At 71.1% G+C, this 26693-nt stretch carries 28 protein-coding genes; 15 read left to right on the top strand and 13 right to left on the bottom strand.

Annotation, left to right across the window (positions count from 1 at the left end):
- The first annotated feature begins 552 nt into the window (after window positions 1–552).
- Both KDL01_RS05975 and KDL01_RS05970 read left to right on the top strand, forming a co-directional pair.
- Window positions 553–798: a hypothetical protein gene (locus tag KDL01_RS05975; RefSeq protein ID WP_212527318.1), complete on the top strand. Its 246-nt coding sequence runs from the start codon at window positions 553–555 to the stop codon at window positions 796–798.
- A 15-nt stretch (window positions 799–813) separates the two neighbouring features.
- Window positions 814–1383, top strand: a complete 570-nt coding sequence (locus KDL01_RS05970; protein ID WP_212527317.1) for a class IV adenylate cyclase — start codon at window positions 814–816, stop codon at window positions 1381–1383.
- A 3-nt stretch (window positions 1384–1386) separates the two neighbouring features.
- On the opposite strand, the gene KDL01_RS05965 is transcribed toward KDL01_RS05970, so the two are convergent.
- Window positions 1387–1578 carry a hypothetical protein gene (locus tag KDL01_RS05965; protein WP_212527316.1) on the bottom strand — a complete coding sequence of 64 codons (192 nt, stop codon included), beginning with the start codon at window positions 1576–1578 and terminating at the stop codon, window positions 1387–1389.
- Window positions 1579–1915: 337 nt separating this feature from the next.
- Between KDL01_RS05965 and KDL01_RS05960 the strand changes: the two genes are divergently transcribed.
- Window positions 1916–2395, top strand: a complete 480-nt coding sequence (locus tag KDL01_RS05960; RefSeq protein ID WP_212527315.1) for an RICIN domain-containing protein — start codon at window positions 1916–1918, stop codon at window positions 2393–2395.
- Between the two features lie 149 nt (window positions 2396–2544).
- Here KDL01_RS05960 and KDL01_RS05955 read toward each other — a convergent pair whose 3' ends face one another.
- The 6 genes from KDL01_RS05955 to KDL01_RS05930 form a co-directional block, all read right to left on the bottom strand.
- Complete coding sequence (locus tag KDL01_RS05955) at window positions 2545–2751, bottom strand: hypothetical protein (RefSeq protein WP_212527314.1); 207 nt, start codon at window positions 2749–2751, stop codon at window positions 2545–2547.
- The gene (locus KDL01_RS05950; RefSeq protein ID WP_212527313.1) at window positions 2748–3011 is read right to left on the bottom strand and encodes a hypothetical protein; all 264 of its coding nucleotides are present in this window, start codon (window positions 3009–3011) and stop codon (window positions 2748–2750) included. Before KDL01_RS05950 ends, KDL01_RS05955 begins: the two co-directional genes overlap by 4 nt.
- Window positions 3008–3229, bottom strand: coding sequence for a hypothetical protein (locus KDL01_RS05945; protein WP_212527312.1), 222 nt, complete (start codon window positions 3227–3229; stop codon window positions 3008–3010). The genes KDL01_RS05950 and KDL01_RS05945 overlap by 4 nt, the downstream gene beginning before the upstream one ends.
- 200 nt (window positions 3230–3429) lie before the next feature.
- Complete coding sequence (locus KDL01_RS05940) at window positions 3430–4452, bottom strand: hypothetical protein (protein ID WP_212527311.1); 1023 nt, start codon at window positions 4450–4452, stop codon at window positions 3430–3432.
- A gap of 189 nt (window positions 4453–4641) precedes the next feature.
- Window positions 4642–5292 carry an MBL fold metallo-hydrolase gene (locus KDL01_RS05935; protein WP_212527310.1) on the bottom strand — a complete coding sequence of 217 codons (651 nt, stop codon included), beginning with the start codon at window positions 5290–5292 and terminating at the stop codon, window positions 4642–4644.
- 149 nt (window positions 5293–5441) lie between these two features.
- Window positions 5442–6221 carry a maleylpyruvate isomerase family mycothiol-dependent enzyme gene (locus KDL01_RS05930; protein WP_212527309.1) on the bottom strand — a complete coding sequence of 260 codons (780 nt, stop codon included), beginning with the start codon at window positions 6219–6221 and terminating at the stop codon, window positions 5442–5444.
- Between the two features lie 182 nt (window positions 6222–6403).
- Here KDL01_RS05930 and uvrA point away from each other — a divergent pair, with 182 nt between their 5' ends.
- The 12 genes from uvrA to KDL01_RS05870 all read left to right on the top strand — a co-directional run bounded on the left by uvrA (window position 6404) and on the right by KDL01_RS05870 (window position 21318).
- Entirely contained in the window at window positions 6404–9274 is a 2871-nt protein-coding gene (gene uvrA / locus KDL01_RS05925; RefSeq protein WP_307846126.1) for an excinuclease ABC subunit UvrA, read from the top strand.
- Between the two features lie 293 nt (window positions 9275–9567).
- Window positions 9568–10035 carry a Rieske (2Fe-2S) protein gene (locus tag KDL01_RS05920; RefSeq protein WP_212527308.1) on the top strand — a complete coding sequence of 156 codons (468 nt, stop codon included), beginning with the start codon at window positions 9568–9570 and terminating at the stop codon, window positions 10033–10035.
- 119 nt (window positions 10036–10154) lie between these two features.
- Window positions 10155–12236 carry an excinuclease ABC subunit UvrC gene (gene uvrC, locus KDL01_RS05915; protein ID WP_212527307.1) on the top strand — a complete coding sequence of 694 codons (2082 nt, stop codon included), beginning with the start codon at window positions 10155–10157 and terminating at the stop codon, window positions 12234–12236.
- A gap of 135 nt (window positions 12237–12371) precedes the next feature.
- Window positions 12372–13265, top strand: a complete 894-nt coding sequence (rapZ, locus tag KDL01_RS05910) for an RNase adapter RapZ (RefSeq protein WP_212527306.1) — start codon at window positions 12372–12374, stop codon at window positions 13263–13265.
- 107 nt (window positions 13266–13372) lie between these two features.
- Window positions 13373–14287 (top strand): gluconeogenesis factor YvcK family protein, encoded by a 915-nt coding sequence (locus KDL01_RS05905; RefSeq protein ID WP_212527324.1) that lies wholly within the window; start codon window positions 13373–13375, stop codon window positions 14285–14287.
- 325 nt (window positions 14288–14612) lie between these two features.
- On the top strand, window positions 14613–15608 hold the full coding sequence (gene whiA / locus KDL01_RS05900; RefSeq protein ID WP_212527305.1) for a DNA-binding protein WhiA: 996 nt from the start codon (window positions 14613–14615) through the stop codon (window positions 15606–15608).
- Window positions 15609–15980: 372 nt separating this feature from the next.
- Window positions 15981–17006: a type I glyceraldehyde-3-phosphate dehydrogenase gene (gene gap / locus KDL01_RS05895; protein ID WP_212527304.1), complete on the top strand. Its 1026-nt coding sequence runs from the start codon at window positions 15981–15983 to the stop codon at window positions 17004–17006.
- A 108-nt stretch (window positions 17007–17114) separates the two neighbouring features.
- On the top strand, window positions 17115–18311 hold the full coding sequence (locus tag KDL01_RS05890) for a phosphoglycerate kinase (protein WP_212527303.1): 1197 nt from the start codon (window positions 17115–17117) through the stop codon (window positions 18309–18311).
- 6 nt (window positions 18312–18317) lie between these two features.
- Window positions 18318–19109 carry a triose-phosphate isomerase gene (tpiA, locus tag KDL01_RS05885; protein WP_212527302.1) on the top strand — a complete coding sequence of 264 codons (792 nt, stop codon included), beginning with the start codon at window positions 18318–18320 and terminating at the stop codon, window positions 19107–19109.
- A 178-nt stretch (window positions 19110–19287) separates the two neighbouring features.
- A complete protein-coding gene (secG, locus tag KDL01_RS05880) occupies window positions 19288–19515 on the top strand; it encodes a preprotein translocase subunit SecG (protein ID WP_307846128.1) in 228 nt (75 codons plus the stop codon).
- A 150-nt stretch (window positions 19516–19665) separates the two neighbouring features.
- On the top strand, window positions 19666–20001 hold the full coding sequence (locus tag KDL01_RS05875) for an RNA polymerase-binding protein RbpA (RefSeq protein WP_212527300.1): 336 nt from the start codon (window positions 19666–19668) through the stop codon (window positions 19999–20001).
- 168 nt (window positions 20002–20169) lie between these two features.
- Entirely contained in the window at window positions 20170–21318 is a 1149-nt protein-coding gene (locus KDL01_RS05870) for a DUF2332 domain-containing protein (protein ID WP_212527299.1), read from the top strand.
- A gap of 87 nt (window positions 21319–21405) precedes the next feature.
- Here the strand turns inward: KDL01_RS05870 and KDL01_RS05865 are convergent, their stop codons facing one another.
- The 6 genes from KDL01_RS05865 to tal form a co-directional block, all read right to left on the bottom strand.
- On the bottom strand, window positions 21406–21708 hold the full coding sequence (locus KDL01_RS05865) for a type II toxin-antitoxin system RelE/ParE family toxin (protein ID WP_212527298.1): 303 nt from the start codon (window positions 21706–21708) through the stop codon (window positions 21406–21408).
- Entirely contained in the window at window positions 21709–21963 is a 255-nt protein-coding gene (locus KDL01_RS05860) for a type II toxin-antitoxin system Phd/YefM family antitoxin (protein ID WP_212527297.1), read from the bottom strand.
- A gap of 116 nt (window positions 21964–22079) precedes the next feature.
- Complete coding sequence (gene pgl, locus KDL01_RS05855; RefSeq protein ID WP_246576006.1) at window positions 22080–22859, bottom strand: 6-phosphogluconolactonase; 780 nt, start codon at window positions 22857–22859, stop codon at window positions 22080–22082.
- Window positions 22856–23965 (bottom strand): glucose-6-phosphate dehydrogenase assembly protein OpcA, encoded by a 1110-nt coding sequence (opcA, locus tag KDL01_RS05850; RefSeq protein ID WP_212527296.1) that lies wholly within the window; start codon window positions 23963–23965, stop codon window positions 22856–22858. The genes pgl and opcA overlap by 4 nt, the downstream gene beginning before the upstream one ends.
- Window positions 23962–25509, bottom strand: coding sequence for a glucose-6-phosphate dehydrogenase (gene zwf / locus KDL01_RS05845; protein WP_246576014.1), 1548 nt, complete (start codon window positions 25507–25509; stop codon window positions 23962–23964). Before zwf ends, opcA begins: the two co-directional genes overlap by 4 nt.
- A 53-nt stretch (window positions 25510–25562) precedes the next feature.
- A complete protein-coding gene (gene tal, locus KDL01_RS05840) occupies window positions 25563–26675 on the bottom strand; it encodes a transaldolase (RefSeq protein WP_212527295.1) in 1113 nt (370 codons plus the stop codon).
- Window positions 26676–26693 lie beyond the last annotated feature (18 nt).

Below are 26693 nucleotides of genomic sequence, written 5' to 3'. Positions count from 1 at the left end.
ACCCAGGAGAACCCGCCCGGACGGCCACCCGGCGATCACCCCTGCCCGCAAAGCCGCCCCACCGACCGAAACGGCAGAAAATCAGCGCTCTGCAATCAGCTCGGTGGATCGAGGATGAGCTCGGCTGGGGCCGCTCCAACACCGACGGCATCATGCAGTTCTGCGAGTAAAGACGGATCGCGGCTCCGTCCTCGACAGCGGGCTCCTCTCAGACAGTTGTCTGCGAGGAGCCCATTTCGTGGTGCCCAGCGCGGAGACCGCCGGCGCCGACGCCGCCCCGGCGGCCATGGGCCCGGCCCGGCCGGTAGGGATGGACGACCGGGCCGGGAGTCATCGTGGGACACCGCGCTGATCTCTCGACGTGCTCGCGGTCAGGGGACTTGGCGTGCTCGGCCTCAACGACGGGCTATTGCGCGGCCCGCTCACGCTCGAGCGAATCGGCGGCCTGTCACTCCGGGTGATGGTGCTCGATCCCCATGCCCGGCCGCGCACGCGCGTGCACGCCAGATCGGCGAGACCCCCGAATCGTTCGCTCAGGCCGCCGCGTTCTCCATGCTCGAGCTCCGCGACCTCAAGGCGCTGCCCGGGCTCGAGCTCGAGGTGTGGCAGTACCGGACGCGCCCGGTCTGGCGCATCTTCCACGCCGGCGCGAGCATGTTCGTCGGCATCTTCGACACGTTGCGCGAAGGCCACCACTCGCCGGTCTACCGGCTGCCCGAGCGGGTCGACGGCACGCTGTACCGGGCGTTCTCGGCGGTGGTGGAGCAGGTGCTGGACGACGCCGAGCAGGTCATCTGAGGAAACGGAGCGCGCATGATCGAGGCGGAACTCAAGGCCCGCGTGGCCGACCCGGACGCGTTGCACGCCGTTCTCGGGGCCGCGGCGGGCACGCCGGAGCGGGCGACCTACCGGGATGCGTACTACGACCGTGACGGCGCCCTGACGGTCGGGGGGCGGGAACTGAGGGTGCGTACCGTCACCACCGAGGACGTGGCGCGTACGGTGCTGACCTTCAAGGGGCCGGTCCTCGACGAGGCGACCGGTTCGAAGGCGGAGGCCGAGACGCGCATCGCGGACCCGGCCGCCATCGCCGCGATCCTCGAAGGACTCGGCTACGCGCCGTTCATCGCGTTCACGAAGCAGTGCGCGAACTACCGGATCTCGACTCCGGCCGGCCGGAAGGTGCTCGCGACCGTGGTCCGGGTGCCCGAACTCGACGGGACATTCCTGGAGGTCGAGACGATGGTCGAGGACGAGGCGGAGATGACTGCCGCGCTCGACGACCTGCGGGCGCTACTGCTCGACCTCGAGATCGGGCCGGCCGCGCTCACGACCGAGTTGTACACCGAGGCAGTTGCTGCGGCCCGCGCGCACGTCGACTGACGATCAGTGTTTGAGCATGGCGGCGAAACTGAGGGCGATCCCCACGACCGCGAGGAACACGAAGAACGCCATCGACTTGCGGATCGAGTTCAGGTAGATCGCGCTGCGTTCTTCGGGCGTGAGGTTTGCAAGCTGGGAGCGGTCGGACGGGAACTCGTCGATGCCGGGCTTGCGCTGCTCCTGGGATTCGGTCATGGAGCGGATCGTAGGGGCTGGGCGCGTCGCAGGGTTCAGATTCGCGGATTCGAGACGCGCCCGTGACTGGGCTTTGCCGCACGGTGCCGTACCCCGACTTCTGACCCATGGGCCCATCGAACCGCCCGGTCGGCCTGGGCGCGAGCCTGCGTCGGCGAGGTGGGCGAGCCCGTGCCCGCGTGGGCCGCACCACTTCCCGGCGCCGGGAAGCTTGGCGACCAGCGGCGATCCGGGCGACGGCGAGCGCTGGTTCGCTCGGCGTAGCCGGCTACCCGTTCAGGCGACCCGGGGACAGTCGTCCACTGGCCGATGCGGTACCCGCGCTACAAAGTCGATCATGAAACCTGTGATCAAGCGCGGTCTCGCGCTCACGGCCATCGCCGGCGCCTCCTGCGCCACCGGCCTGCTCGCCCCCGCATCCGCAGCAGCCGGCGACCCGCCGCGCTACATCCTCGAATCCGTCGCGAGGCCCGGGAACGTGCTGACCGCACTCCCGTACGGCCCGATCAGCCTCGCCCCGCGCGACGAGACCCCGGGACAGGTCTGGGAACTGGCGCCGTCCGAGAGAGGTGTCAACCTGGTCAACCGCGACAGCCGCGAGTGTCTCACGGTGCAGGCACCGGCTCCCGGCATTCCGCTCATCGGGGCGCGGTGTGGGGCAAGGCCCGGCCAGGACTGGTTCCAGGTCGACGACGGGTCCGGCAGTGTGCGCTTCGACTCCTTCGATGGCTGCCTGAAAAGTGACTACGGCAGGCTTATCACCACCGGTTACTGCGGTGACGAGACGTCCCAGTGGCGTCTTGTCCCGGCGCCGTAGCGCCGAGCGCACTGCCTGACGATGGACGCGGAACGGCCCCCGCGCATCCACTCGCCGGGGGCCGTTCCGTGCGTCCGCGGCGTCTGGCCGCAGGGCGAAGTGAGTTGGTCCGACAATACGCCCGTCTGCTGACAGAATCCGCCGTTTCGTCAGCCGGACCGGCTGGCCGGCCGCTGGGCGCCCTGCTCGACCTGGACGAGCGCTGCGGTAGACGCGATGACGCCTGCGAACGCGCCGACGAACAGCACCACGGCGGCCGTGGACGCGGAGGTGGCGAAGATGCCGAGGATACCGACCACGGCCAGCGCGGTGAACAGGTAGCAGCAGATGAGCGGGTTCTTCTCGTTCGGATTCACCGCTGTCCACCGCCTCGCCGGTACTCGCGCCACGACTTCAGCTGCGCCCGGTCGTCGTCGCCGGTCATGACGACGGCCGCGCCGACCGAGGTGCCGATCCCGCCGACCGCGGCGGCGACGAACGGCATGGGCGAGTCCATGATGCTGGCCGCGATGCCGGCGAGGACGGTTGAGAGGGCGGCGCTGAAGCCGCAGGCGAAGATGAGCTCGGGCCGCGTGAACAGCCGGCGGGACGGTACCGGCGGGGCCTGCTCGGTCACCGTGGCCGGGTAGGTGACGGCGCGCCCGGGTGGCCGGCTGCTGCCGTCTGCGGGGCCGTGGCGGGTTCGGCGGGCGCGTGCAGCACGACGGGGCGGTTCGCGGTGGCGTACGCGGTGGCGTCCTGGAGCAGGGCACGCAGTTCGCTGACGGTCAGGGTCGGCTCGGCGGTGTCGGTCTGGGCGCGCTGGGCGCCGGTGGTGATCTCGGTCTCGGTCATGGTCGCGTCTTCCTGGGAGTCGGGGTTAGGTAGGTCGGCCGGCTGTCCGCGAACCCGCGTTTCCGGGGCCTTGCGGACGGCCGGCCTAACCAGCGCCGGTGGGCTAACTCGGTTCATTCGCCCTGACCAGCGGTGTTAACTATTTGATCTATCGTTAGGTTACGGATCTAACTCGGAATCGAGCGATCTAACCCGCGCGCTCAGTCGTCCTCGGCGTCCCTCTCGGCCAGCGCGCGACGCACCGCGGCCGGGTCGAGCGGGAACTGGTTGCCGGTCGAGGGAACCGTGACCCCGAGATCGGCGAGCAGCTTCACCGGCGCCGTGCCCGTCAGGTTCTGGTAGGCCGGCCACTTCGGCGCGAACTCCCGCAGCCGGCGCGGGAGATCCGCGATTGGAACCGGGTCGACGTCGCCATCGAGGACCGCGCCCAGGTCGGCGAGCAGGTCTCGCCGCTCGAGGTGTGTCGGCACGGCCAGCGCGGACGCGTCGTAGTCGCGCACCGCGTCCACTGCCCGGTCGATCAGCGGTGTGAGCTCGTCGAGTTCCCGCGTGATGGAGATGAAGTGCACCTGCGTCAGTTCGCTGCGCGCCCCCGACAAACCCTTCGCCAGGCACACGCCCCGGTCCACGCCCGGCAGGAGCTCGGTCGCCCGGTGTCCGCCCCTGTATGCCCCCTGGCCCAGTAGCGCGTCGTTGGCCACATGATCGCCGACGGCGAAGGCCAGGCCGTTGCTGCAGTTGCGGGTGACGTCCCGGGGGATCGAGTCCTTCGTCGGGGCCTGCGTCGAGACGATCTGGTGCACGGCGCGCGTGCGCCCGAGCTTGACGTTCTCCACGGTCAGCTGCGAGATGGCCTTGCCGTGCTTGTGGTGCTGGAACGCGACGTGCGCTTCTTCGAGCAGTGTCACCAGGGGCCTGAGCTGCCGGTTCGCCTCGGCGATCTTCCGGGTGACCTCGGGCTGCTCCATGTCCGTCAGGAGCCGGCCGCGTGCCTGGATCTCGTCGTGCAGCAGCTCGCAGCCCTCGAGGATCGCCTCGATGTACTCGTCCTCGGCGCCCATGACGTACGTCGAGCAGCGGCGCTTGAACAGCTCGAAGTCGAAGTTCGCGTCCGGCACCCAGATAATGACGGGGAAGTGCTCGCGCTGCTCGGGCGCCGGGACGACGCCGTCGACGAGGCCGGAGATGACGCCGAGGGCGTCAGACGACACAATGCTGTTCACGGTCCTGGACCTCCACATAGGTCTGAGATCTAGGCCCTGGCTCGGTGTTGGTAGCACCGGCCGGGGCCGCATAGTTGTCAGGGCGAGACGCCCAGGTCCAGGCAGCACAAAGCGGCACCACGCGTGTCCGTGATGCCGCTCATGTCGACCGCCCTTCGCCTTAGGCTCCTGGTGCGGTCCGGGGATCGATTACCAGCCGCGGGCCCTCCACTCCGCGATCTTCGGCCGTTCATCGCCGAGCGTCGTGTCGCTCCCGTGGCCCGGATAGACCCACGTCTCATCAGGCAGGACACCGAAGACCTTCTCTTCGATCCCGTCCATCAGACTCGTGAAGTCCTCCGGATTTGTTGTCTTTCCCGGACCTCCTGGGAACAGGCAGTCGCCGGTGAACAGGTGCGGGTGGCCCTTGGGGTCGTCGTAGAGCAGGGCGATGGAGCCGGGGGTGTGGCCGACGAGGTGGGTGGCGCGCAGTTCCACCCGGCCTACGCGGATGGTGTCGCCGTCGTCGAGCAGGGTGTCGATGGGGGCGGGGATGGCTTCGGCGTCGTAGCGGCCGGCGTAGGTGTGGGCGCCGGTGGCGGCTACGAGTTCGGGCAGGGCCTGCCAGTGGTCGCCGTGGCGGTGGGTGGTCACGACGGCGGCGAGGGAGCCGTTGACCAGGCGGATCAGGGTCTCCGGCTCGTTCGCGGCGTCGATCAGCAGCTGCTCGCCGGTGTCGCGGCAGCGCAGCAGGTACGCATTGTTGTCGAACGGGCCGACGGCGACCTTCGTGATCACCAGCGCCGGCAGTTCTCTGACGTCCGGGGGGCCGCCGACCGTCACGTTTCCGTGGTAGTTCACTGGCCGTTCTTTTCCTCTCGCCACCGACGCATCTGACGCATCGTCGTCGACTGCTGCATATCTCCTACGTTCCGACGTTCTTACAGTCGTACGTTCTTACCTTCGGCTTACGCTCGTACGTTCTTACCTTCGGGCCTGGCCGGGCCTTTTTACTTCCACTCCGGGGGCTTCGGCAGGGCGCCGTGGGGCTCCACGTTCAGGCCGTCGCCGTTGCTGCGGCCGATCAGCCAGGCGATCAGTGCCGCGGACGGGCCGCGCACCAGGGGGGCCGTGGTGTCCTGCGGGTCGCAGTGCACTCCGTACCAGGCGTCGGCGTCGCCGTCCTCGGCGTGCAGGCGGAAGGCGGGGGAGTCCTCGGTGAACACCGGGTTGTTGAACCTCGCCGCCACCATGGCCAGCTCGGGCTCGGTGAAGGTGCTCGGCCAGTGCGCCGGCGAATAGGCCGCGTCCAGGTCGACGTGGTGCACCAGCACCTCCTCCAGCCGCCACCACAGCACCCAGGCGGCCGGCTGCGGGCCGCCGCGGCGGCCTTCGATCGGGACGCTCCACTGGTCCGGGCCCAGCCGCGCGGCCTGCACGGCGAAGCGCTCGCAGGACTCGCGCAGATCCGTCAGCAGCTGCTCGGCCGAACGTCCGACACCCGCCTCGATCTCGTCCTCGCGGGCCTCGGGGGAGGTGTACATGGGGGTCACCGTGCCGGTCGCGGCCCAGGTCATCAGGCGGACCAGGGCGTCGGCGTTGCGGGCGAGGTGGGTCAGGACGTGGCCTCGGCTCCAGCCCGGGAGCAGCGAGGGCTCCCGGACCGCCGCGTCGTCGAACTGCTCGGCGGTGGCCAGGAGGTGGGCCGTGGACTCGACCACGCGGGCGAGGGTCTCGGTCGGATCGGGCACGGCCGCCGCGGGCGCGGCGGGGCTCGCTTCGGTTGCCATGGCTCTACTCTGGCGCACTCGGCGGCTCGTGCGCCATGCGGCCTGATGCCGGTTCGTCCGGACGGACCGTTTCTGTCGGTGGGCCCGCCTACGATGGTTCTGGAGTGGCGCCGCCTTCCACCGGGGTTCGAGGCAGCGGGCGACGTCGCAGGTCAGACCAGTCGAATCCAGGGAGCAGAGCAGTGGCGGACAAGTTGATCGTCCGAGGTGCGCGCGAGCACAACCTCAAAGACGTCTCGCTCGACCTGCCGAGGGACGCCCTGATCGTCTTCACCGGCCTGTCCGGCTCGGGCAAGTCCTCGCTCGCCTTCGACACGATCTTCGCCGAGGGCCAGCGCCGCTACGTCGAGTCGCTCTCGGCCTACGCGCGCCAGTTCCTCGGCCAGATGGACAAGCCCGACGTGGACTTCATCGAGGGACTGTCCCCGGCGGTGTCCATCGACCAGAAGTCCACCTCGAAGAACCCGCGCTCGACCGTGGGCACCATCACCGAGGTCTACGACTACCTGCGGCTGCTCTACGCCCGCGCGGGCAAGGCGCACTGTCCCGAGTGCAAGCGGATCATCTCCCGGCAGAGTCCGCAGCAGATCGTCGAGCGGGTGCTCGAGCTCGAGGAGGGCACCCGGTTCCAGATCCTGGCGCCGGTGGTGCGCGAGCGTAAGGGCGAGTACGCCGAGCTGTTCAGCGAGCTGCAGACCAAGGGCTACAGCCGGGCCCGGGTGGACGGGGTGCTCATCCAGCTCACCGAGCCGCCGACGCTCAAGAAGCAGGAGAAGCACACCGTCGAGGTCGTGATCGACCGGCTCGCGGTCAAGAGCTCGGCCAAGCGCCGGCTGACCGACTCGATCGAGACGGCGCTGCGGCTGGCCGGCGGCATGATCACGCTCGACTTCGTGGACCTGGCCGAGGACGACCCGCACCGCGAGCGGATGTACTCCGAGCACCTGTACTGCCCGTACGACGACCTGTCCTTCGAGGAGCTCGAGCCGCGCTCGTTCTCCTTCAACTCCCCCTTCGGCGCCTGCCCGGAGTGCACCGGCCTCGGCATCCGGATGGAGGTGGACGAAGAGCTGATCATCCCGGACCCGGAGCTGAGCGTGGCCGGCGGCGCGATCGCGCCCTGGTCCTCCACCGGCCAGGCCGCCGACTACTTCGGGCACCTGCTCGAGGGGCTCGCCGGCGAACTCGGCTTCGACCTCGACGCCCCGTTCAACAAGCTCCCGGCCAAGGCCCGCAAGGCCATCCTGCACGGCCACAAGCACAAGGTCACGGTCAGCTACACCAACCGCTTCGGCCGCACCCGCAGCTACTCGACCGGCTTCGAGGGCGTCATCCCGTGGATCGAGCGCCGCCACACCGAGGCCGAGTCGGACAGCTCGCGGGAGAAGTACGCCGGCTACATGCGCGAGGCGCCCTGCCCGGCCTGCAACGGCACCCGGCTCAAGCCGCTCGTGCTCGCCGCCACCCTCGGCGGACACACCAAGGGCGAGTACACCGAGGGCGGCAAGTCCATCGCCGAGGTGGCCGGGCTCCCGGTCGGCGAGTGCGCCACCTGGCTGCGCGAGCTCAAGCTGGGCAAGCGCGAGGCGCAGATCGCGGCGCGGGTGCTCAAGGAGGTCAACGAGCGGCTGCAGTTCCTCGTCGACGTGGGCCTCGACTACCTCTCGCTGGACCGCGCCTCGGCCACCCTGGCCGGCGGTGAGGCGCAGCGCATCCGGCTGGCCACCCAGATCGGCTCGGGACTGGTCGGCGTGCTCTACGTGCTGGACGAGCCGTCCATCGGCCTGCACCAGCGCGACAACCACCGGCTCATCGAGACCCTGGTGCGGCTGCGCAACCTCGGCAACACCCTGATCGTGGTCGAACACGACGAGGACACCATCAAGATCGCCGACTGGGTGGTGGACATCGGCCCTGGCGCGGGCGAGCACGGCGGCCACGTGGTGGTCTCCGGCCCGGTCTCGGACCTGCTCGAGTCCGAGGACTCGCTCACCGGCGCCTACCTCTCCGGCCGGATGCGGATCGAGGTCCCGGCCCAGCGCCGCCCGGTGGACCGCAAGCGGGTGCTCACCGTGCACGGCGCGCGCGAGCACAACCTCAGGGACGTGGACGTCAGCTTCCCGCTCGGCTGCTTCGTCGCGGTCACCGGCGTCTCCGGATCCGGCAAGTCCACCCTGGTCAACGACATCCTCTACACCCACCTCGCGCGCGAGCTCAACGGCGCGCGCAAGGTCCCGGGCCGGCACACCCGGGTGGACGGGGTCGAGCACCTCGACAAGGTGGTGCACGTCGACCAGTCCCCGATCGGGCGCACCCCGCGGTCCAACCCGGCCACCTACACCGGCGTGTTCGACCACGTCCGCCGGCTGTTCGCGGAGACCAGCGAGGCGAAGGTGCGCGGGTACCTGCCCGGGCGCTTCTCCTTCAACGTCAAGGGCGGGCGCTGCGAGAACTGCCAGGGCGACGGCACGATCAAGATCGAGATGAACTTCCTGCCGGACGTGTACGTGCCCTGCGAGGTCTGCCACGGCCGCCGCTACAACGAGCAGACGCTCGAGGTGCACTACAAGGGCAAGACCATCGCCGACGTGCTGAGCATGCCGGTGGCCGAGGCGGTCGAGTTCTTCGAGGCCATCCCCGGCATCGCCCGGCACCTGCGCACCCTCGACGACGTCGGCCTCGGCTACGTCCGGCTGGGCCAGAGCGCGACCACCCTGTCCGGCGGCGAGGCGCAGCGGGTCAAGCTCGCCGCCGAGCTCCAGCGCCGCTCCACCGGCCGCACCGTGTACGTGCTGGACGAGCCGACCACCGGCCTGCACTTCGAGGACATCCGCAAGCTCCTCGGCGTGCTCGGACGGCTGGTCGACGCGGGCAACTCGGTGATCGTGATCGAGCACAACCTGGACGTGATCAAGACCGCCGACTGGCTGGTGGACATGGGCCCGGAGGGCGGCCGGGGCGGCGGCCTGGTGGTGGCCGAGGGCACGCCCGAGGAGGTCGCGCAGCACCCGGAGTCCTACACCGGAAAGTTCCTCAAGGAACTGCTCGGCTGAGCCGGCGAGAACCGGACGGGGAGCGATCAGGGAACGATCAGGAAGCGGGCAGAACGGAGCACAGCGGGGGAATACGGACCCGTCCGCGGACGTGCCCGCCGCGCGCATTGAACCGCGCGGCGGGCCCGTCCGTGTGAGAGGCGACCTGACGTCGACGGTGCCCGCCCGGGACCCGGTTCGAACCCTCTTCAGCCGGGGCGGGTAGCCTGACGCGTCGTACAACGTGTGCCGCCCGGACCGTCCGGACCCGCCCGGGCACTCGGCGCGCACCCACGGACGAGGAGCCCTCACCGATGGCCGAAGAGACCAAGCCCGCCCCGACCGCAGACCGGCGCACGATGCTGCGCGCCACCGCCCTCGGGGTCGCCGTGGCCGGCGTCGGCGTCACCGCCGCCGCCTGCGCCAGCAGCAACAGCATGGCGCAGGGGGCCGGCGCACAGAATGTGACCGCCGCCGACACCGCGAGCGCCGGATCCACCCTCACCACCACCGCGAAGGTGCCGGTGGGCGGCGGCTTCATCGACACCGACGCCAGCGTCGTGGTCACCCAGCCCGAGTCCGGCACGTACAAGGCGTTCAGCTCCATCTGTACCCACCAGGGCTGCCCGGTCACCTCGGTGACCAACAACGTCATCCAGTGCCCCTGCCACGGTTCGCAGTACAGCGCCAAGGACGGCTCGGTCATCACCGGCCCGGCCACCCAGGCGCTGGCCGCCAAGAACATCACCGTGAGCGGATCGGACATCATCCTCGAGTCCTGAGATCGCGCGTTCCGGGCGGGCCGCGCTGCCGCCTGGGCGGCGACCGCCCGCCCGGAGCGCCGAACCGGCCCCGCCGCCCGCCCGGACCCGCTGTCGGTGCTACGCCGTAGGCTGACGGCGTGAGCGATCCGACGAGCTATCGCCCGGCGACGGGGTCCATCCCGACCCAGCCGGGTGTCTACAGGTTCCGCGACCCGTACGGCCGCGTCGTCTACGTGGGCAAGGCCAAGAACCTGCGCGCGCGCCTGGCCAACTACTTCCAGCCGCTCACCTCGCTGCACCCGCGCACCCAGACCATGGTCACCACGGCCTCGAGCGTCGAGTGGACGGTGGTGGCGAACGAGGTCGAGGCGCTCGCCCTCGAGTACTCCTGGATCAAGGAGTTCGACCCCCGGTTCAACGTGCGCTACCGGGACGACAAGTCCTACCCGAGCCTCGCGGTCACGCTCAACGAGCAGTTCCCGCGGGTGCAGGTGATGCGCGGGCCCAAGAAGAAGGGCGTGCGCTACTTCGGGCCGTACGCGCACGCCTGGGCGATCCGCGAGACGGTCGACGCCCTGCTGCGGGTCTTCCCCATGCGCAGCTGCTCCCAGGGCGTCTTCCGCCGGGCGCAGCTCTCGGACCGGCCCTGCCTGCTCGGCTACATCGGCAAGTGCTCCGCGCCCTGCGTCGGACGGGTGAGCCCCGAGGAGCACCGGCAGATCGCGCAGGACTTCTGCTCCTTCATGGCCGGGCAGACGGCCGCGTTCACCCGGCGGCTCGAGCGGGAGATGAAGCAGGCCGCGGCGGACCTCGAGTTCGAGAAGGCGGCCCGGCTGCGCGACGACCTCGGCGCGCTGCAGCGGGCGATGGAGCGCAACGCGATCGTGCTCGGCGACGGGACCGACGCGGACGTGGTCGGGATCTGCGAGGACGAGCTCGAGGCGGCGGTGCAGGTCTTCCACGTGCGCGACGGGCGGGTGCGCGGGCAGCGCGGCTGGGTGGTGGAGAAGGTCGAGGACATCGACACCGGCGGCCTGGTCGGACAGTTCCTGCAGCAGCTCTACGGCGACCAGGAGCCCGAGGCCGTGCCCCGCGAGATCCTGGTCCCGGCGCTGCCGGAGGACTCCGCGACGGTCCAGGCCTGGCTCGGCACCCTGCGCGGCCACGGCGTCGAGCTGCGGGTGCCGCAGCGCGGGGACAAGCGGACCCTGATGGAGACGGTGGAGCGCAACGCGAAGCAGTCCCTGGCGCTGCACAAGACCAAGCGGGCCTCGGACCTGACGACCCGTGGGCAGGCGCTCGAGGACATCGCCGAAGCCCTCGAGATGGACCAGGCGCCGCTGCGGATCGAGTGCTACGACATCTCGCACACCCAGGGCGCCGAGGTGGTCGCGTCCATGGTCGTGTTCGAAGACGCCCTGCCGCGCAAGTCCGAGTACCGCCGCTTCACCATCAAGACGGTGCAGGGCCAGGACGACGTGCGCTCCATGCACGAGGTGATCAGCCGCCGGTTCAAGCGCTACCTGGCCGAGGCCTCCAGGTCCGGCGAAGCCCTGCTGCCCGGCGGCGGAGACGGGGACGGCGAAGGCGAAGTCGCGCGGACCGCGACGGCGCACGCACGCCTCGCCCGCGCGGCGGCCGGCCCGGTCGCGGACACGTTGACCGAGGAGGACGAGGCCGCGGGCGTGGACAAGCCGCTCAGCCGCAGCGCCTACCCGCCCCAGCTCGTGCTCGTCGACGGCGGTGCGCCGCAGGTGGCGGCGGCCGCGCGGGCGCTGGCCGAGCTCGGCATCGAGGACGTGGCGGTGGCCGGCATGGCCAAGCGGATGGAGGAGATCTGGCTGCCCGGCCAGGACGACCCGGTCATCCTGCCGCGCACCAGCGAGGCCCTCTACCTGCTCCAGCGGGTGCGCGACGAGGCCCACCGCTTCGCCATCACCTTCCACCGCCAGCGCCGCTCGAAGGCGATGACCGGCGGCAGCCTGCTCGAGGGCATCCCAGGGCTCGGCGACGTGCGTCGCAAGGCCCTGCTCAAGCACTTCGGCTCGGTCAAGGCGGTGCGCGCGGCCTCGGTGGAGCAGCTGGCCGAGGTGCCCGGTCTCGGCCTGGGCACGGCGAAGTCGCTGCACGAGGCGATCGCCGCGCGGGCGCGTACGTCGAGCCGGCCGGCCGCGGTCAACACCGCGACGGGGGAGCTTGTGGAAGATGACGGAAACTGAGAACGACGAAACGGGGTCTTCGCGAAGATGGCGGAAAGTGAATCGAAAGGGACATAGACTCGTGACCGGCCGGTGCGCGACCGCCCCGGCGAGCAGCCGGCAGTCGGCAGTCGTCCAGGGGGAAAGGCGGACCACATGAGCGTTCCGGAGAGCGAGGCGGCGCCCGAACCGCCCGAGCTCGTGGTGATCTCGGGCATGTCCGGAGCCGGGCGCTCGACCGCGGCCAAGGTACTCGAGGACCTCGGCTGGTTCGTGGTGGACAACCTCCCGCCCAGCCTGATCGCCACCATGGTCGACCTCGCGGCGCGCACCCAGGGCTCGGTGCCGCGGATCGCGGTGGTCGTGGACGTGCGCGGGCGCTCGTTCTTCGAGCACCTGCACGAGGCGCTGGCACACATAGAGGCCACCGGGCTGCGCCACCGCATCGTCTTCCTGGAGTCGGCCGACGACGTGCTGGTGCGCAGGTTCGAGAACGTGCGACGGCCGCACCCGCTGCAGGGCGAGGGGCGGATCACCGACGGCATCGACCGGGAGCGGGAGCTGCTGCGCGAGCTGCGCGGCGAGGCCGACCTGGTCATCGACACCTCCAGCCGCAACGTGCACGAGCTGCGCGCGGCCCTGGAGCGCACCTTCGGGCGCGAGGGCGGCGAGGGCGAGCTGCGGGCGACGGTGATGTCCTTCGGCTTCAAGTACGGGCTGCCGGTGGACGCAGACCTCGTACTCGACGTACGCTTCCTGCCCAACCCCCACTGGGTGCCGGAGCTGCGGCCGCACACCGGCCTCGACCCGGACGTGAGCGCGTACGTGCTGGCCCAGCCGGGGGCGAAAGAGCTGCTCGAGTCCTTCGGCGAGACCCTGCGGATCATCACCACGGGGTACCGCAAAGAGGGCAAACGGTACGTCACCCTTGCGGTAGGGTGCACCGGCGGGAAGCACCGCAGCGTCGCGATGGCCGAGCAGTTCGCGGCGCGGCTGATCGGCGATGGCGTGGACACGACCGTGGTCCACCGGGACGTAGGACGTGAGTGAGCGCACAGCGAGACGGCGGGACCGGTAAGGCCCACGAGCACACGCAGCGGGACGCCGGGGAGGGCGAGACCGGCAGGCGGGTGGTGGCCTTCGGCGGCGGCCACGGCATGCACGCCTGCCTGTCCGCGCTGCGGCGGCTGACCGATCGGCTCACCGCGATCGTCACCGTGGCCGACGACGGCGGCTCGAGCGGCCGGATCCGCAGCGAGCTCGGCGGCCTGCCGCCCGGGGACCTGCGGATGGCGCTGGCCGCGCTGTGCGGGGACGACGAGTGGGGCCGCACCTGGGCCCGCGCGCTGCAGCACCGCTTCGGCGGCAACGGGAACCTGTCCGGGCACGCCCTGGGCAACCTGCTGATCACGGCGCTGTGGGAGGAGCTCGGCGAGCCGGTCGCGGCGCTGGACTGGGTGGCCCGGCTGCTCGGCGCCCGCGGACGGGTGCTGCCGATGGCCGGGGTGCCGCTGGAGATCGAGGCGGTGGTGCGCGGGGTGGACCCGGGCCGGCCGCTGGAGCTGAGCACCGTGCGCGGGCAGCACTCGCTGGCCAAGACCCCGGGCGAGGTGCTCTCGGTCCGGCTGCTGCCGCAGTCCCCGCCGGCCGTGCCCGAGGCGGTGGCCGCGATCGACGCGGCGGACTGGGCCATACTCGGGCCCGGCTCGTGGTTCACCAGCGTGCTGCCGCACCTGCTGGTGCCCGAGCTGGCCTCCGCGCTGCTGCGCACCGACGCCCGGCGGATGCTGGTGCTCAACCTGGTGCCGCAGGCGGGGGAGACGGACGGGTTCACTCCGGCCGACCACGTCGAGGTACTCGCCGCGCACGCCCCCGGGCTGCGGCTGGACGCGGTCCTGGTGGACCCGACCTCGGTCCGCGGCGCCCACGAGGCCCGCAAGCTCGAGGAGGTCGCCGCGCTGGTCGGCGCCCGCGTGCACACGGCGGCGGTGGCGGCGGACGGCGATCTGCCGTTCCACGACCCGGTGCGCCTCGCCCGGGCCATCTCGAGCATCATCGACGAACGCGGCTGATCCGCGACCGCGTCCGCGGCGGTGTGGCACGCCCCGCCGCAAGCCGCCGGGGTACGTTCCGCGCCGACCCGTGACCTGCGCCGCGACATCGGCCCGCACCGTCCCGAGCCGGGCCGGCGGCGCCTACGCCAAGGTACGCCAGGGCGGGTCTGGGACCCGTCCTCGGCCCAATGACCCGTCCGAGGGTCATCCCTGGCGGTGATCCGGCGGCGTAACGGCGGCCACGGGCCGTCACCGGCGGTTAACCTGGACAGGCGCAACCTGTTGCGCAATCCGTTACAACCCCGTCCCGCGCCCGATCCGCATCGAAGGAGGCCGCGTTCCCATGGCGATGACCGCGGCGGTCAAAGACGAGCTGAGCAGACTCACGGTGGTCAAGCCCTGCTGCCGCAAGGCGGAGACCGCGACCCTGCTCCGGCTCGCCGGTTCGATCCACCTGGTACAGGGGCGGATCGTGATCGAAGCGGAGCTCGACGCCGCGGCCGCGGCCCGCCGGCTGCGCAAGAACGTCGCCGAGATCTACGGGCACGCCTCGGAGCTCGGGGTGATCGCCCCGGGCGGCCTGCGCCGGGCGAGCCGCTACGTGGTGCGGGTGGTGCGCGACGGCGAGGCGCTGGCCCGCCAGACCGGCCTGGTGGACGGGCGCGGGCACCCCGTGCGCGGGCTGCCGCCGCAGGTGGTGGCCGGCTCCGTGTGCGACGCCGAGTCCGCCTGGCGCGGCGCGTTCCTGGCCCACGGCTCGCTCACCGAGCCGGGGCGCTCGAGCGCGCTGGAGATCACCTGTCCCGGGCAGGAGGCCGCGCTCGCCCTGGTCGGCGCGGCCCGCAGACTCGGGGTGAGCGCGAAGAACCGCGAGGTGCGCGGGGTGGAGCGGGTCGTGGTGCGCGACGGCGACGCCATCGGCGCGCTGCTCACCCGGCTCGGCGCGCACGACTCGGTGCTGGCCTGGGAGGAGCGCCGGATGCGCCGCGAGGTGCGGGCCACGGCGAACCGGCTGGCCAACTTCGACGACGCGAACCTGCGCCGCTCGGCCCGGGCCGCGGTGGCCGCCGGCGCGCGGGTGGGCCGGGCGCTGGAGATCCTGGGCGAGTCCGCGCCGGAGCACCTGGCCCTGGCCGGGCGGCTGCGCCTGGAGCACCGGCAGGCCTCGCTGGAGGAGCTCGGCGCGCTGGCCGAGCCGCCGCTGACCAAGGACGCGGTGGCCGGCCGGATCCGGCGCCTGCTCGCCCTGGCCGACCGCCGGGCCGCCGACATCGGCGTGCCGGGGACGGAGGCGTGCCTGACGCCGGAGCTGTTCGCCGCGGCGGGCGTGGCGGAGTAGCGCGGGCGGCGAGGCGGTGAGGTGGCGGCGCGCCCGGCCGGACGCACCGCCCCGGGTATATCCGGGCTCTGATCGGTACCTGACCCGGTATCGGCCGGCGCGGGTCCGGTCCGCGCGGCGGTGCCCGCGATCGGCGACGTCGGCGCAGGTCCGCGTGTCCCTGTCGGACATATGTGGATACCAAACCTCGTATGGTCTCGGCGGCCGTCACGCACCGCCGCACGGCTACCGACGGGTAGTTCCACATACCGGGCCGGTTGGCCCCGCGCCACGGGGGACCTGTAGGTTGAGAGAGCATCCTGGAGTTGGATTCACCCGCACCACCAGGCGGTGACGCCGCCAGCGGGGTGGTGCTTGAGCGAGGAGACCTTCGTGACTGTCCGCGTTGGCATCAACGGCTTCGGCCGGATCGGCCGCAACTTCTTCCGGGCCACCGTGGCCTCGGGCGCCGACATCGAGATCGTCGGCATCAACGACCTCGCCAGCCCGAAGATCCTGGCCCACTTCCTGAAGTACGACTCGGTGCTCGGCCGCTTCCCGGGCTCCGTCGAGGCCACGGAAGACTCGCTGGTCATCAACGGCAAGGCCATCAAGGTCATCGCCGAGCGCGACCCGGCCGCCCTGCCGTGGAAGGAGCTGGCGGTCGACGTCGTCGTCGAGTCCACCGGCCTCTTCACCAACGCCGACGACGCCGCCAAGCACCTCGAGGCGGGCGCCAAGAAGGTCATCATCTCGGCCCCGGCCACCGGTGACGCCAAGACCATCGTGATGGGCGTCAACGAGGGCGAGTACGACGCGGCCACCCAGCACGTGCTGTCCAACGCCTCCTGCACCACCAACTGCCTGGCCCCGCTGGTCAAGGTGCTGCTGGACGAGTTCGGCATCGAAAAGGGCCTGATGACCACGGTCCACGCCTACACCACCGAGCAGCAGCTGCAGGACCAGATCGCGCTGACCCGCAAGGGCACCATCGACCTGCGCCGCGCCCGGGCCGCGAACCTCTCGGTGATCCCGGCCTCCACCGGTGCCGCCAAGGCCATCTCGCTGGTCATCCCGGAGGTCAAGGGCAAGCTGGACGGCTTCGCGCTGCGCGTGCCGGTGCCCACCGGCTCGATCACCGACCTGACCGTGAGCCTCTCCCGCGAGGTCACCAAGGACGAGGTCAACGCCGCGTTCAAGAAGGCCGCGGCCGAGGGCCCGCTCAAGGGCTTCCTGAAGTACAACGAGGACGAGATCGTCTCTTCGGACATCGTCACCGACCCGTCCTCCTGCATCTTCGACTCCACCCTGACCATCGCCCAGGGCGACCAGGTCAAGGTCGTCGGCTGGTACGACAACGAGTGGGGCTACTCCAACCGCCTCATCGACCTCATCACGCTCGTCGGCGCCTCGCTCTGAAGCAGCGCCCGCTGATGCAGCACCACAGGCCCGTACGACGTACCGCGTCGTGCGGGCCTGCGTCTGGTTCAGCACTCTTCATCCGGCAGACCCCTGAAGAAGGCATGAATGAAGACCATTGACGACCTCGACGTCGCCGGCAAGCGCGTGCTCGTGCGCGCCGACCTCAACGTGCCGCTCGACGGCACCCGCATCACCGACGACGGACGCATCCGCGCCTCGGTGCCCACGCTCAAGGCCCTGCTCGAGCGCGGCGCCAAGGTCATCGTGACCGCCCACCTCGGCCGGCCCAAGGGCGTGGACCCCGAGGCCGACGCCAAGTACTCGCTCGCCCCGGTCGCCGCGCGGCTCGGCGAGCTGCTCGGCAAGCCGGTCGCCTTCGCCACCGACACCATCGGGGACTCGGCCAAGGCCACCGTCGCCGCGCTCGGCGAGGGCGAGATCGCGCTGCTCGAGAACGTCCGGTTCAACCCGGCCGAGACCAGCAAGGACGCGGTGGAGCGCGGCCGGTTCGCGGACCAGCTCGCGGCCTTCGCCGACCTGTTCGTCTCGGACGGCTTCGGCGCGGTGCACCGCCGGCACGCCTCGGTCTACGACGTGGCCGAGGACCTGCCGAACGCGGCCGGCTACCTGATCTCCACCGAGCTCGGCGTGCTCAAGAAGCTGACCGAGGAGGTGGAGCGCCCGTACGTGGTCGTGCTCGGCGGCTCCAAGGTCTCGGACAAGCTCGGGGTCATCGACAACCTGCTCGACAAGGCCGACCGGATCCTGATCGGCGGCGGCATGGTCTTCACCTTCCTCAAGGCCCAGGGCCACGAGGTCGGCAAGTCCCTGCTCGAGGCGGACCAGCTCGAGACGGTCGTGGGCTACCTGGAGCGGGCCAAGGACAGCGGCGTCGAGATCGTGCTGCCGGTGGACATCGTCGCGGCCACCGCGTTCGCCGCGGACGCCGAGCACGACGTGGTCGCGGCCGACGCGATCCCGGCCGACCGGCTCGGCCTGGACATCGGCCCGGAGTCCGGCAAGCTGTTCGCGGCCAAGCTGGCCGACGCGCGCACCGTCTTCTGGAACGGCCCGATGGGCGTGTTCGAGATGGAGCCGTACGCGGCCGGCACCCGGGCCGTGGCCCAGGGCCTGCTCGACTCGCCCGGCTTCACCGTGGTCGGCGGCGGCGACTCGGCCGCGGCGGTGCGCGCGCTCGGCTTCGACGAGAACGCGTTCGGCCACATCTCCACCGGCGGCGGCGCGTCGCTCGAGTACCTCGAGGGCAAGGCTCTGCCCGGTATCACCGTTCTGGAAGGCTGAAAGCACATGTCTAGTTCGCGCACCCCGTTGATGGCGGGCAACTGGAAGATGAACCTCAACCACCTCGAGGCCATCGCCCACGTCCAGAAGATCGCCTACGGCCTGAACGAGAAGGACTTCGCCGCGGTCGAGGTGGCGGTGCTCGTGCCGTTCACCGACCTGCGCTCGGTCCAGACCCTGATCGACGGCGAGAAGCTGGCGGTCAAGTTCGGCGCGCAGGACGTCTCGGTGCACGAGTCGGGCGCGTACACCGGCGAGGTGTCCGCGGCCATGCTCAGCACGCTCAAGTGCGCGTTCGTCGCGGTGGGGCACTCCGAGCGGCGCCAGTACCACGGCGAGGACGACGCGCTGGTGGCGGCGAAGGCCAAGGCGGCGCTCAAGCGCGGCATCGCGCCGATCGTGTGCATCGGCGAGGCCCTGGAGATCCGCAAGGAGGGCCGGCACGTCGCGTACGTGCTGGACCAGGTGCGCGGCTCGCTGGCCGGCCTGACCGCGGCCGAGGTGCGCGCGAGCGTGCTGGCCTACGAGCCGGTCTGGGCGATCGGCACCGGCGAGGTGGCCACCCCGGCCGACGCGCAGGAGGTCATCGGCGCCATCCGCGAGCTGCTCGGCGAGCTCTACGACGGCGAGACCGCCGAGGCCACCCGCATCCTGTACGGCGGTTCGGTCAAGGGCTCGAACGCCGCCGGGATCATGGCGGAGAAGGACATCGACGGCGCGCTGATCGGCGGTGCCTCGCTGGACCCGGAGGACTTCGTGCGCATCGTCCGCTTCCGCGAGCAGGCCAAGTCCGTCTGAGTCCCCCCGGACCGCTTCCCGGCCCGCCGCGGCCCGGCTCCCGACCGCCACTGGTCGCGAGCCGTCCGGCCCGGTAGGCTGGGGCGGTCCGCGCTCACTGGGTGCGGGCCGCCCTTCTGGGCTACGCGCTCGTGAGCGTCACCGTCCGCAGTCATGCATGTCGAGAGAGAAGAACCCCGTGGTCCTCGGTCTTGAGATCGTCCTGGGTCTCACCAGCCTGCTGCTGATCCTGTTCATCCTGCTGCACAAGGGCAAGGGCGGCGGCCTTTCGGACATGTTCGGCGGCGGCTTCACCTCCCAGCACGGCGGATCCTCGGTGGTGGAGAAGAACCTCGACCGCATCACGATCGTGCTTTCGATCATCTGGCTGGCCTGCATCGTCGGCATCGGAATCGCCTACAAGTAGGCAGATGTTCGTTTTGTCTGATACCGGCGACGGGGGGAACCGGGGGGATGCGCACCCGCGTCTGACCTATCGCTCGTACACTGGTGCATCGCGCCTTGTACGGGCGCGGTGGGACCATGTGGTGCGCAAGCGGCAGGGAGACGGATAAAAGTGGCTAGTGGCAACGCGATTCGCGGCAGCCGGGTCGGCGCGGGCCCGATGGGCGAGGCCGAGCGGGGCGACACCGCGCCGCGCGTCTGGATCACCTTCTACTGCTGCAACGGGCACGAGACCCGGCCGAGCTTCGCCAGCGATGCGGCGATCCCGGAGAACTGGGACTGCCCGCGCTGCGGTTTCCCGGCAGGCCCGGACCGCGACAACCCGCCGGCGCCGCCGCGCACCGAGCCCTACAAGACGCACCTGGCCTACGTGCGCGAGCGCCGCAGCAACGAGGACGGCGAGGCCATTCTGGCCGAGGCGCTGGCCAAGCTGCGCGGCGAGGTCTGATCCGGCCCTGATTCACCCCTCCCGTACCGCCCGTGCGCTCGCGCGGGCGGTATTCGTGCTGCCGTCGCGAAGGTTTCAGGGCGCGCGCACGGGCAATGCGGGCGATACGGGCCGCTCACGGATGCGAGCTCGGGCCGGCGGCGCGGCGCCGCCGGATAGGATCAGCCCATGACGGATTGGGACGTGACGTCGCGCAGGTTCGAGATCTTCGTTGACCGCGAGGTGCGCGAGAGCTCCCCGCTCTACACCGTCCTGTCCCAGTACGTCTCCGACGACGTCGCCGCCGGTGGTGCCTTCACCGACGTGCTCGCCCAGGCTCCGGTGCGCCAGCGCATCCCCAACCTGCTTTTCGCCTCGGTGCAGCGGGTGCTGTTCGACCACCCCGAGGATCCGCTCGCCGCGTACTACCCCTCGCTCGGCGGCACGCGCGTGCCCGACGAGGCGCTGACCGAGACCTTCGCGCGGTTCGTCACGGCCCATCGCGCCGAGATCGACCCGCTGCTGGCCACCGGCGAGACGCAGACCAATGAGGTACGGCGCAGCGCGCAGCTGTTCCCGGCCTTCGGCTGGGTGCGCGCGGCCACCCGCCGTCCGCTCGGACTGATCGAGATCGGGCCGAGCGCGGGGCTGCTGCTGCACGCGGACCGGTACGACTACCGCTACGAGTTCGCCGACGGCACGGTGGTGCCGGGCGGCGCGGCCGAGGCCGACGGCGTCCCGCCGCTGCACTGCGAGATGCGCGGTGCGTGCCGGCCGGAGCAGCTCGCGCCGTTCGTGGCCAAGGAACTGCGGGTCTCCTCGCGGGTCGGTCTCGACCTCAACCCGCTCAACCCGGACGATCCGCAGGCGCGCGCCTGGCTGCGGGCACTGCTGTGGCCCGAGCACCTCGAGCGCAGGGAACGGCTGGACGCGGCGCTCGAGCACGCGGCCCGGCGGCCGGTGCGGCTGCGCAAGGGCGATGCGCTGCGCATCCTCGGCGACGCGGTGGAATCGGTGGCGGACAACGCGGTGCCGTGCGTGTTCGTCTCCAACAGCCTGCCGCACTGGTCCCCGGAGGGACGGGCGGAGCTGGTCACGCTGATCCGCGAGCTCGGCTCGCGCCGCGACCTGGTGTTCGTGGTCAAGGAGAACTTCCGGATCGGGCTCGGCCTGTTCAGCGGCGCCCCCGATCCGGCCGTGGAGCCGGGCCACGACGTGCACGAGGTGCTCGGCGCGGTCGTCTACCTCGGCGGGCGCGAGCGGCTCTACCGGCTCGGCGCGGCCGGGATGCACGGCGCCTGGCTCGAGTGGGAGCCCAAGCCGCTCGCAGCGGCCTGAGTCCTGGCCCGGGGCGGCGCCGCGTCACCCGAACGTGCGCACGGCCCCGTCGCCGACGCGTCGTCAGTTCGCCGACGGGCCGGGTGATCACTGCGGGTGCGGCGCCTTGGCCACCATGATGACCGTCACGGTGCTGTTCTTGTCCGAGACCTTGTAGAGCACCCGGTAGTAGCCGAGCAGAAGCCTGCGCAGCCCGCCTCGGCCCAGGTTGGCGCTGTTGCCGGGGCGCGGGTTGTCGCCGAGCTCGTACACGGCGGCGAGGACGAGCTGCGCGCCGAGCTTGTCCTCCTGATGCAGCATGGTCGCGGCGTCGATCGCGGCCGGCTTCCAGTCGATCCAGTACGTCTTGCGCTGTTCCTCGTCGGATTCCCGATCTTTGTGACGCGGCACCTAGACCTCACCCAGCAGCTTGGCCACCTCGTCGTGCGGAACGGTCTTGTCGTCCTCGGCCAGTATCTGCTCGGCCAGGGCGACGTCGGCCTCGTCCTCCCTGCGGCGGAAGTACTCGAGTACCTCGTAGGGCACGATCGCGGCGACGGGGGTGCCGTGCTGGGTGATGGTGATGATCTCGCCGCCGTGGTGCGACTTGGCGACGAGGTTTCCGAGGCGGGTGCGTGCGTCGGTGAGTGTCACTGTCTCTGCCATACCGAAAAATGTACACTTGGCAAACTTTGCCGTCTAGGGCGCACGCGGGAAATCCCCCGTGCGCCGGGTGGCGCGACGGGGGATTGCTCGTCTCGGGGGCGACGCGGGGGACCGGCTCAGCCGAGCTCCGCCGCGCCGGCCCGGTCGAGCAGCCAGAGCGTGGCCTCGGTGCCGTGGGCGCCGGTCGCCGGGATCACCGTCTGGTCGACGGTGCCGGACAGGGCCAGGGCCGCGGGCTTGGCCTTCTCCGCGCCGGACGCGATCACCCACACCTCGCGCGCCTGCTGGATCACCCGGAAGGTCAGCGAGATCCGGTTCGGCGGCGGCTTGGGGGAGTTGTGCACCGCGATCGCCGACGGGCCCGTCTCGCGCGTGCCCGGGTGCTCCGGGAAGAGCGAGGCGATGTGGCCGTCCGGACCCATGCCGAGCAGCAGCACGTCGAACGCCGGGGCGTCCGCGCCCGCCGGGGCGAACCGGGCGAGCTCTCCGGCGTACCGCGCGGCCGCCGCCTCGGCGTCCTCGCCGTCCGGGCCGTCGGTGGCGGGCATCGTGTGCACCCGGCCAGGCTCGAGCGGCAGCAGCCGCAGCAGCGCGTCGACGGCCTGGGTGTCGTTGCGGTCCGGGTCGCCGGTGGGCAGGAAGCGCTCGTCGCCCCACCACAGGTGCACCCGGCTCCAGTCCACCGCCTCGCGCAGCGGCAGCCCGCCGAGCGCGGCCAGCATGCCGATGCCGATCGTGCCGCCGGTCAGCACGAGGTGTGCCTCGTCCCGCTCGGCGAGCACGTCGACCAGCTTGGTCACCAGCCGCGCCGCCGCGGCCTGAGCCAGGACCGGCCCGTCCGGGTGGACGAGGATGCGGCGGGTTCCGGCTCCGCGGCCACCGTCCGGGGCAGTCAAGCCGACTCCCCCTTCGGCGCCTTGGCCGCGGGCTTCGCCGGGGCGGCCTCGTCCGCGGCGGCGGCCGGCTCGGCGAGCTCCCCGGCCTCGGCCTCGGCCTGCTCGGAGACCACCACCGGGGCGGGCTCGCCCAGCTTCTGCGCCTCCTTGGCCGCCTTCCTGGCCGCCTCCACCGTCGGCCCGGCCACCTGCAGCGGCTGGGTGAACGGCTCGGCGACCTCGGCCAGCATCCGCGCGTAGACGTCGTCCTGGTCCAGCCGGCGCAGCTCCTCCGCGATCAGCTCGGCCGTCTCGCGGCGCTTGAGCGCCACCGGGCGGTCCGGCTGGCCGGGGATGGCGAGCGTGGCCAGTTCGCCGTCCGGGCGGTCCAGGCGGATCGGGCCGTCCGGGGTCATCAGCTCCACCGAGGTGATGCCGGGACCCTCGTCCGCGGTCCGGGTGACCGGGACGCCGAGGCGCTGGCGCAGCCAGACCGCGAGCACCCGCACCGAGGGGTTGCCCTCCTCGCCGGAGACCGCCACCGCGCTCACCGGGCGCGGGAACTGGTCCAGCGCCGCGGCCAGCATGGAGCGCCACGGGGTCAGCCGGGTCCAGGCCAGGTCGGTGTCCCCGGACTGGTACGCGTCCGCCCGCGCGGTGAGCTTGGTCATCGGCTTGTAGTACTCGGCCGCGTCGGTGATCCGCCGCTGCGCCAGGGCGCCGAGCGGGTCCTTCGACGGGGCGTCCGGACCCTCGTCCGGCCACCAGGTCACCACCGGCACGTCCGGCAGCAGCAGCGGGACCACCACCGAGTCGGCGTGCGCGGACAGCTCGCCGTACAGGCGCAGCACGATGACCTCGCCCGGGCCGTTCTCGTCGCCCACCCGCACCTCGGCGTCCAGCCGGGTGCGCGCGGTGTCCGGGCGGCCGATCACGATGATGATGCGGGCCGGGTGCTCCCGGGCGGCGCGTCCGGCCGCCTTCATCGCGTCGTAGTGGTGCCGCTCCTCGGTCGAGACGACCAGGGTGAGCACGGCGCCGGTGGTCGGGGTGCCGCTGCGGTGCCGGGCCGCGACCAGGGTCGAGGCGATCTTGCCTGAGGTCGTATCGGTCAGATCGATGATCACGGCCTTCTCCAAACACGTCCGTCGAGGGCGAGCATCTCGTCCGCCTCCGCCGGTCCCCAGGTGCCCGCGCCGTACTGGGCCGGCTTGCCGTTGGAAGCCCAGTACTGCTCGATCGGGTCGAGGATCTCCCAGCCGAGCTCGACCTCCTCGTTGCGCGGGAACAGCGGCGGGTCGCCGAGCAGGACGTCCAGGATGAGCCGCTCATAGGCCTCGGGGGAGGACTCGGTGAACGCCTCGCCGTACTGGAAGTCCATCGACACGTCGCGCACCTCCATCGAGGTGCCCGGCACCTTGGAGCCGAACCGCACCGTCACGCCCTCGTCCGGCTGTACCCGGATGACCAGCGCGTTCTGGCCCAGCTCCTCGGTCATGGTGTCGGTGAACGGCAGGTGCGGAGCGCGCTGGAAGACCACCGCGATCTCCGTCACGCGCCGGCCGAGGCGCTTGCCGGTGCGCAGGTAGAACGGCACGCCGGCCCAGCGGCGGGTGTCGATCTCCAGCTTGACCGCCGCGTAGGTGTCGGTGATGGAGTTCGGGTTGATGCCGTCTTCCTCGAGGAAGCCGAGCACCTTCTCGCCGCCCTGCCATCCGCCCGAGTACTGGCCGCGCACGCTGTGCTTGCCCAGGTCCTCCGGCAGCTGCACGGCCGAGAGCACCTTGACCTTCTCGGCGAAGACCGAGTCGGCCTCGAAGGAGCCGGGCTCCTCCATCGCGGTCAGCGCGAGCAGCTGCAGCAGGTGGTTCTGGATGACGTCGCGGGCCGCGCCGATGCCGTCGTAGTACCCCGCGCGCCCACCGATGCCGATGTCCTCGGCCATGGTGATCTGCACGTGGTCGACGTAGTTGCGGTTCCAGATCGGCTCGAACATCGTGTTGGCGAAACGCAGCGCCAGGATGTTCTGCACCGTCTCCTTGCCCAGGTAGTGGTCGATCCGGAAGACCGACTTGGGCGAGAAGACCTCGCCCACCACCCGGTTGAGCTCCTTGGCGCTGGCCAGGTCGTGCCCGAAGGGCTTCTCGATGACCACCCGGCGCCAGGACTCGGGGCCGCCGTCGGACAGACCAGACTCCTTGAGCTGCTTGACCACGTTCGGGAAGAACTTCGGCGGTACCGACAGGTAGAAGGCGTGGTTGCCGTTGGTCCCGCGCAGCCGGTCGAGCTCGTCGATCGTCGACTTGAGCTGCTCGAACGCCTCCGGGTCGCCGAACTCGCCGGGGACGAAGCGGAAGCCCTGGGACAGCTGGTTCCACACCTCCTCCCGGAACGGGGTCCGGGAGTGCTCCTTGACCGACTCGTAGACCACCTGCTCGAAGTCCTGGTCGGCCCAGTCCCGCCGGGCGAACCCGACCAGGGCGAAGCCCGGGGGCAGCAGCCCCCGGTTCGCCAGGTCGTAGATCGCCGGCATCAGCTTCTTGCGGCTCAGGTCGCCGGTGACGCCGAAGATGACCAGGCCGCAGGGCCCGGCGATCCGCGGCAGCCGCCGGTCCTGCGCGTCGCGCAGCGGGTTGGAGAGGTTGCTCCCGTGCTCGAGCTCGTCGAGCAGCCGGTGCGTGATGGACGGACCGAAGGCGTCTGCGTCCTTCTTCCCGTTTCGGCTCACGCGCCGCTCTCCTTCTCCAGCTCCGCCTTCAGCGCGGTGAGCAGCTCGTTCCAGGAGGCCTCGAACTTCTCCACGCCCTCGTCCTCGAGCACCTGCACGACCTCGTCGTAGGAGATGCCCAGGGCCTCGATGTCCACGATGACCTGCTTGGCCTGCGCGTAGGTGCCGCGCACCGCGTCGCCGCTGGGGGAGCCGTGGTCGGCCTCGGCGTCGAGCGTGGCCTCCGGCATGGTGTTGACGGTGCCGGCCACGATCAGGTCGTCGACGTACAGGGTGTCCTTGTACGACGGGTCCTTCACGCCGGTCGAGGCCCACAGCGGACGCTGCGCGGTGGCGCCGGCGGCCTTGAGCGGAGCCCAGCGCTCCGAGGAGAAGACCTCCTCGAACGCCTCGAAGGCCAGTCGCGCGTTGGCCACCGCGGCCTTGCCCAGCAGGCCCTTGGCCTCGTCCGAGCCGATCGCCCTGAGCCGCTTGTCGATCTCGGTGTCCACCCGCGAGACGAAGAACGAGGCCACCGACTGGATCTTGGACACGTCGTGCCCGTTGGCCTTGGCCTGCTCGATGCCGGAGACGAACGCGTCCATCACCGCGCGGTAGCGCTCGAGCGAGAAGATCAGCGTGACGTTCACGCTGATGCCCTCGGCCAGCACCGCGGTGATGGCCGGCAGGCCCGCCTTGGTGGCCGGGATCTTGATCAGCACGTTGTCGCGGTCCACCAGCCACGCCAGCTGCTTGGCCTCGGCGATGCTGGCCTCGGTCTGGTGCGCCAGACGCGGGTCCACCTCGATCGAGACGCGGCCGTCCACGCCGCCGGTCCGGTCGTACACCGGGCGCAGCACGTCCGCGGCGTCGCGTACGTCGCGGGTGGTGATCATCCGGATGGCCTCGTCCACCGAGACGCGCCGGACCGACAGTTCCCGGATCTGGTCCTGGTAGGTGTCGGAGCCGGAGATGGCCTTCTGGAAGATGGTCGGGTTGGTGGTGACGCCGGTGACGTGCTTGTCCCGGATCAGCTCGGCCAGGTTCCCGGTGCGGATGCGGTCCCGGGACAGGTCGTCGAGCCAGATGGAGACGCCGTCCGTCGACAGCTTCTTGAGGTTCTCGTACATGGTCGTCCTTCTCTCCCC

Origin of the sequence: Actinospica durhamensis (genome assembly GCF_018139695.1) — a bacterium.
GTDB lineage: Bacteria > Actinomycetota > Actinomycetes > Streptomycetales > Catenulisporaceae > Actinospica > Actinospica durhamensis.
Note: the sequence above shows the minus strand (reverse complement) of the source record. Positions and strands in the feature narration are given on the sequence as shown.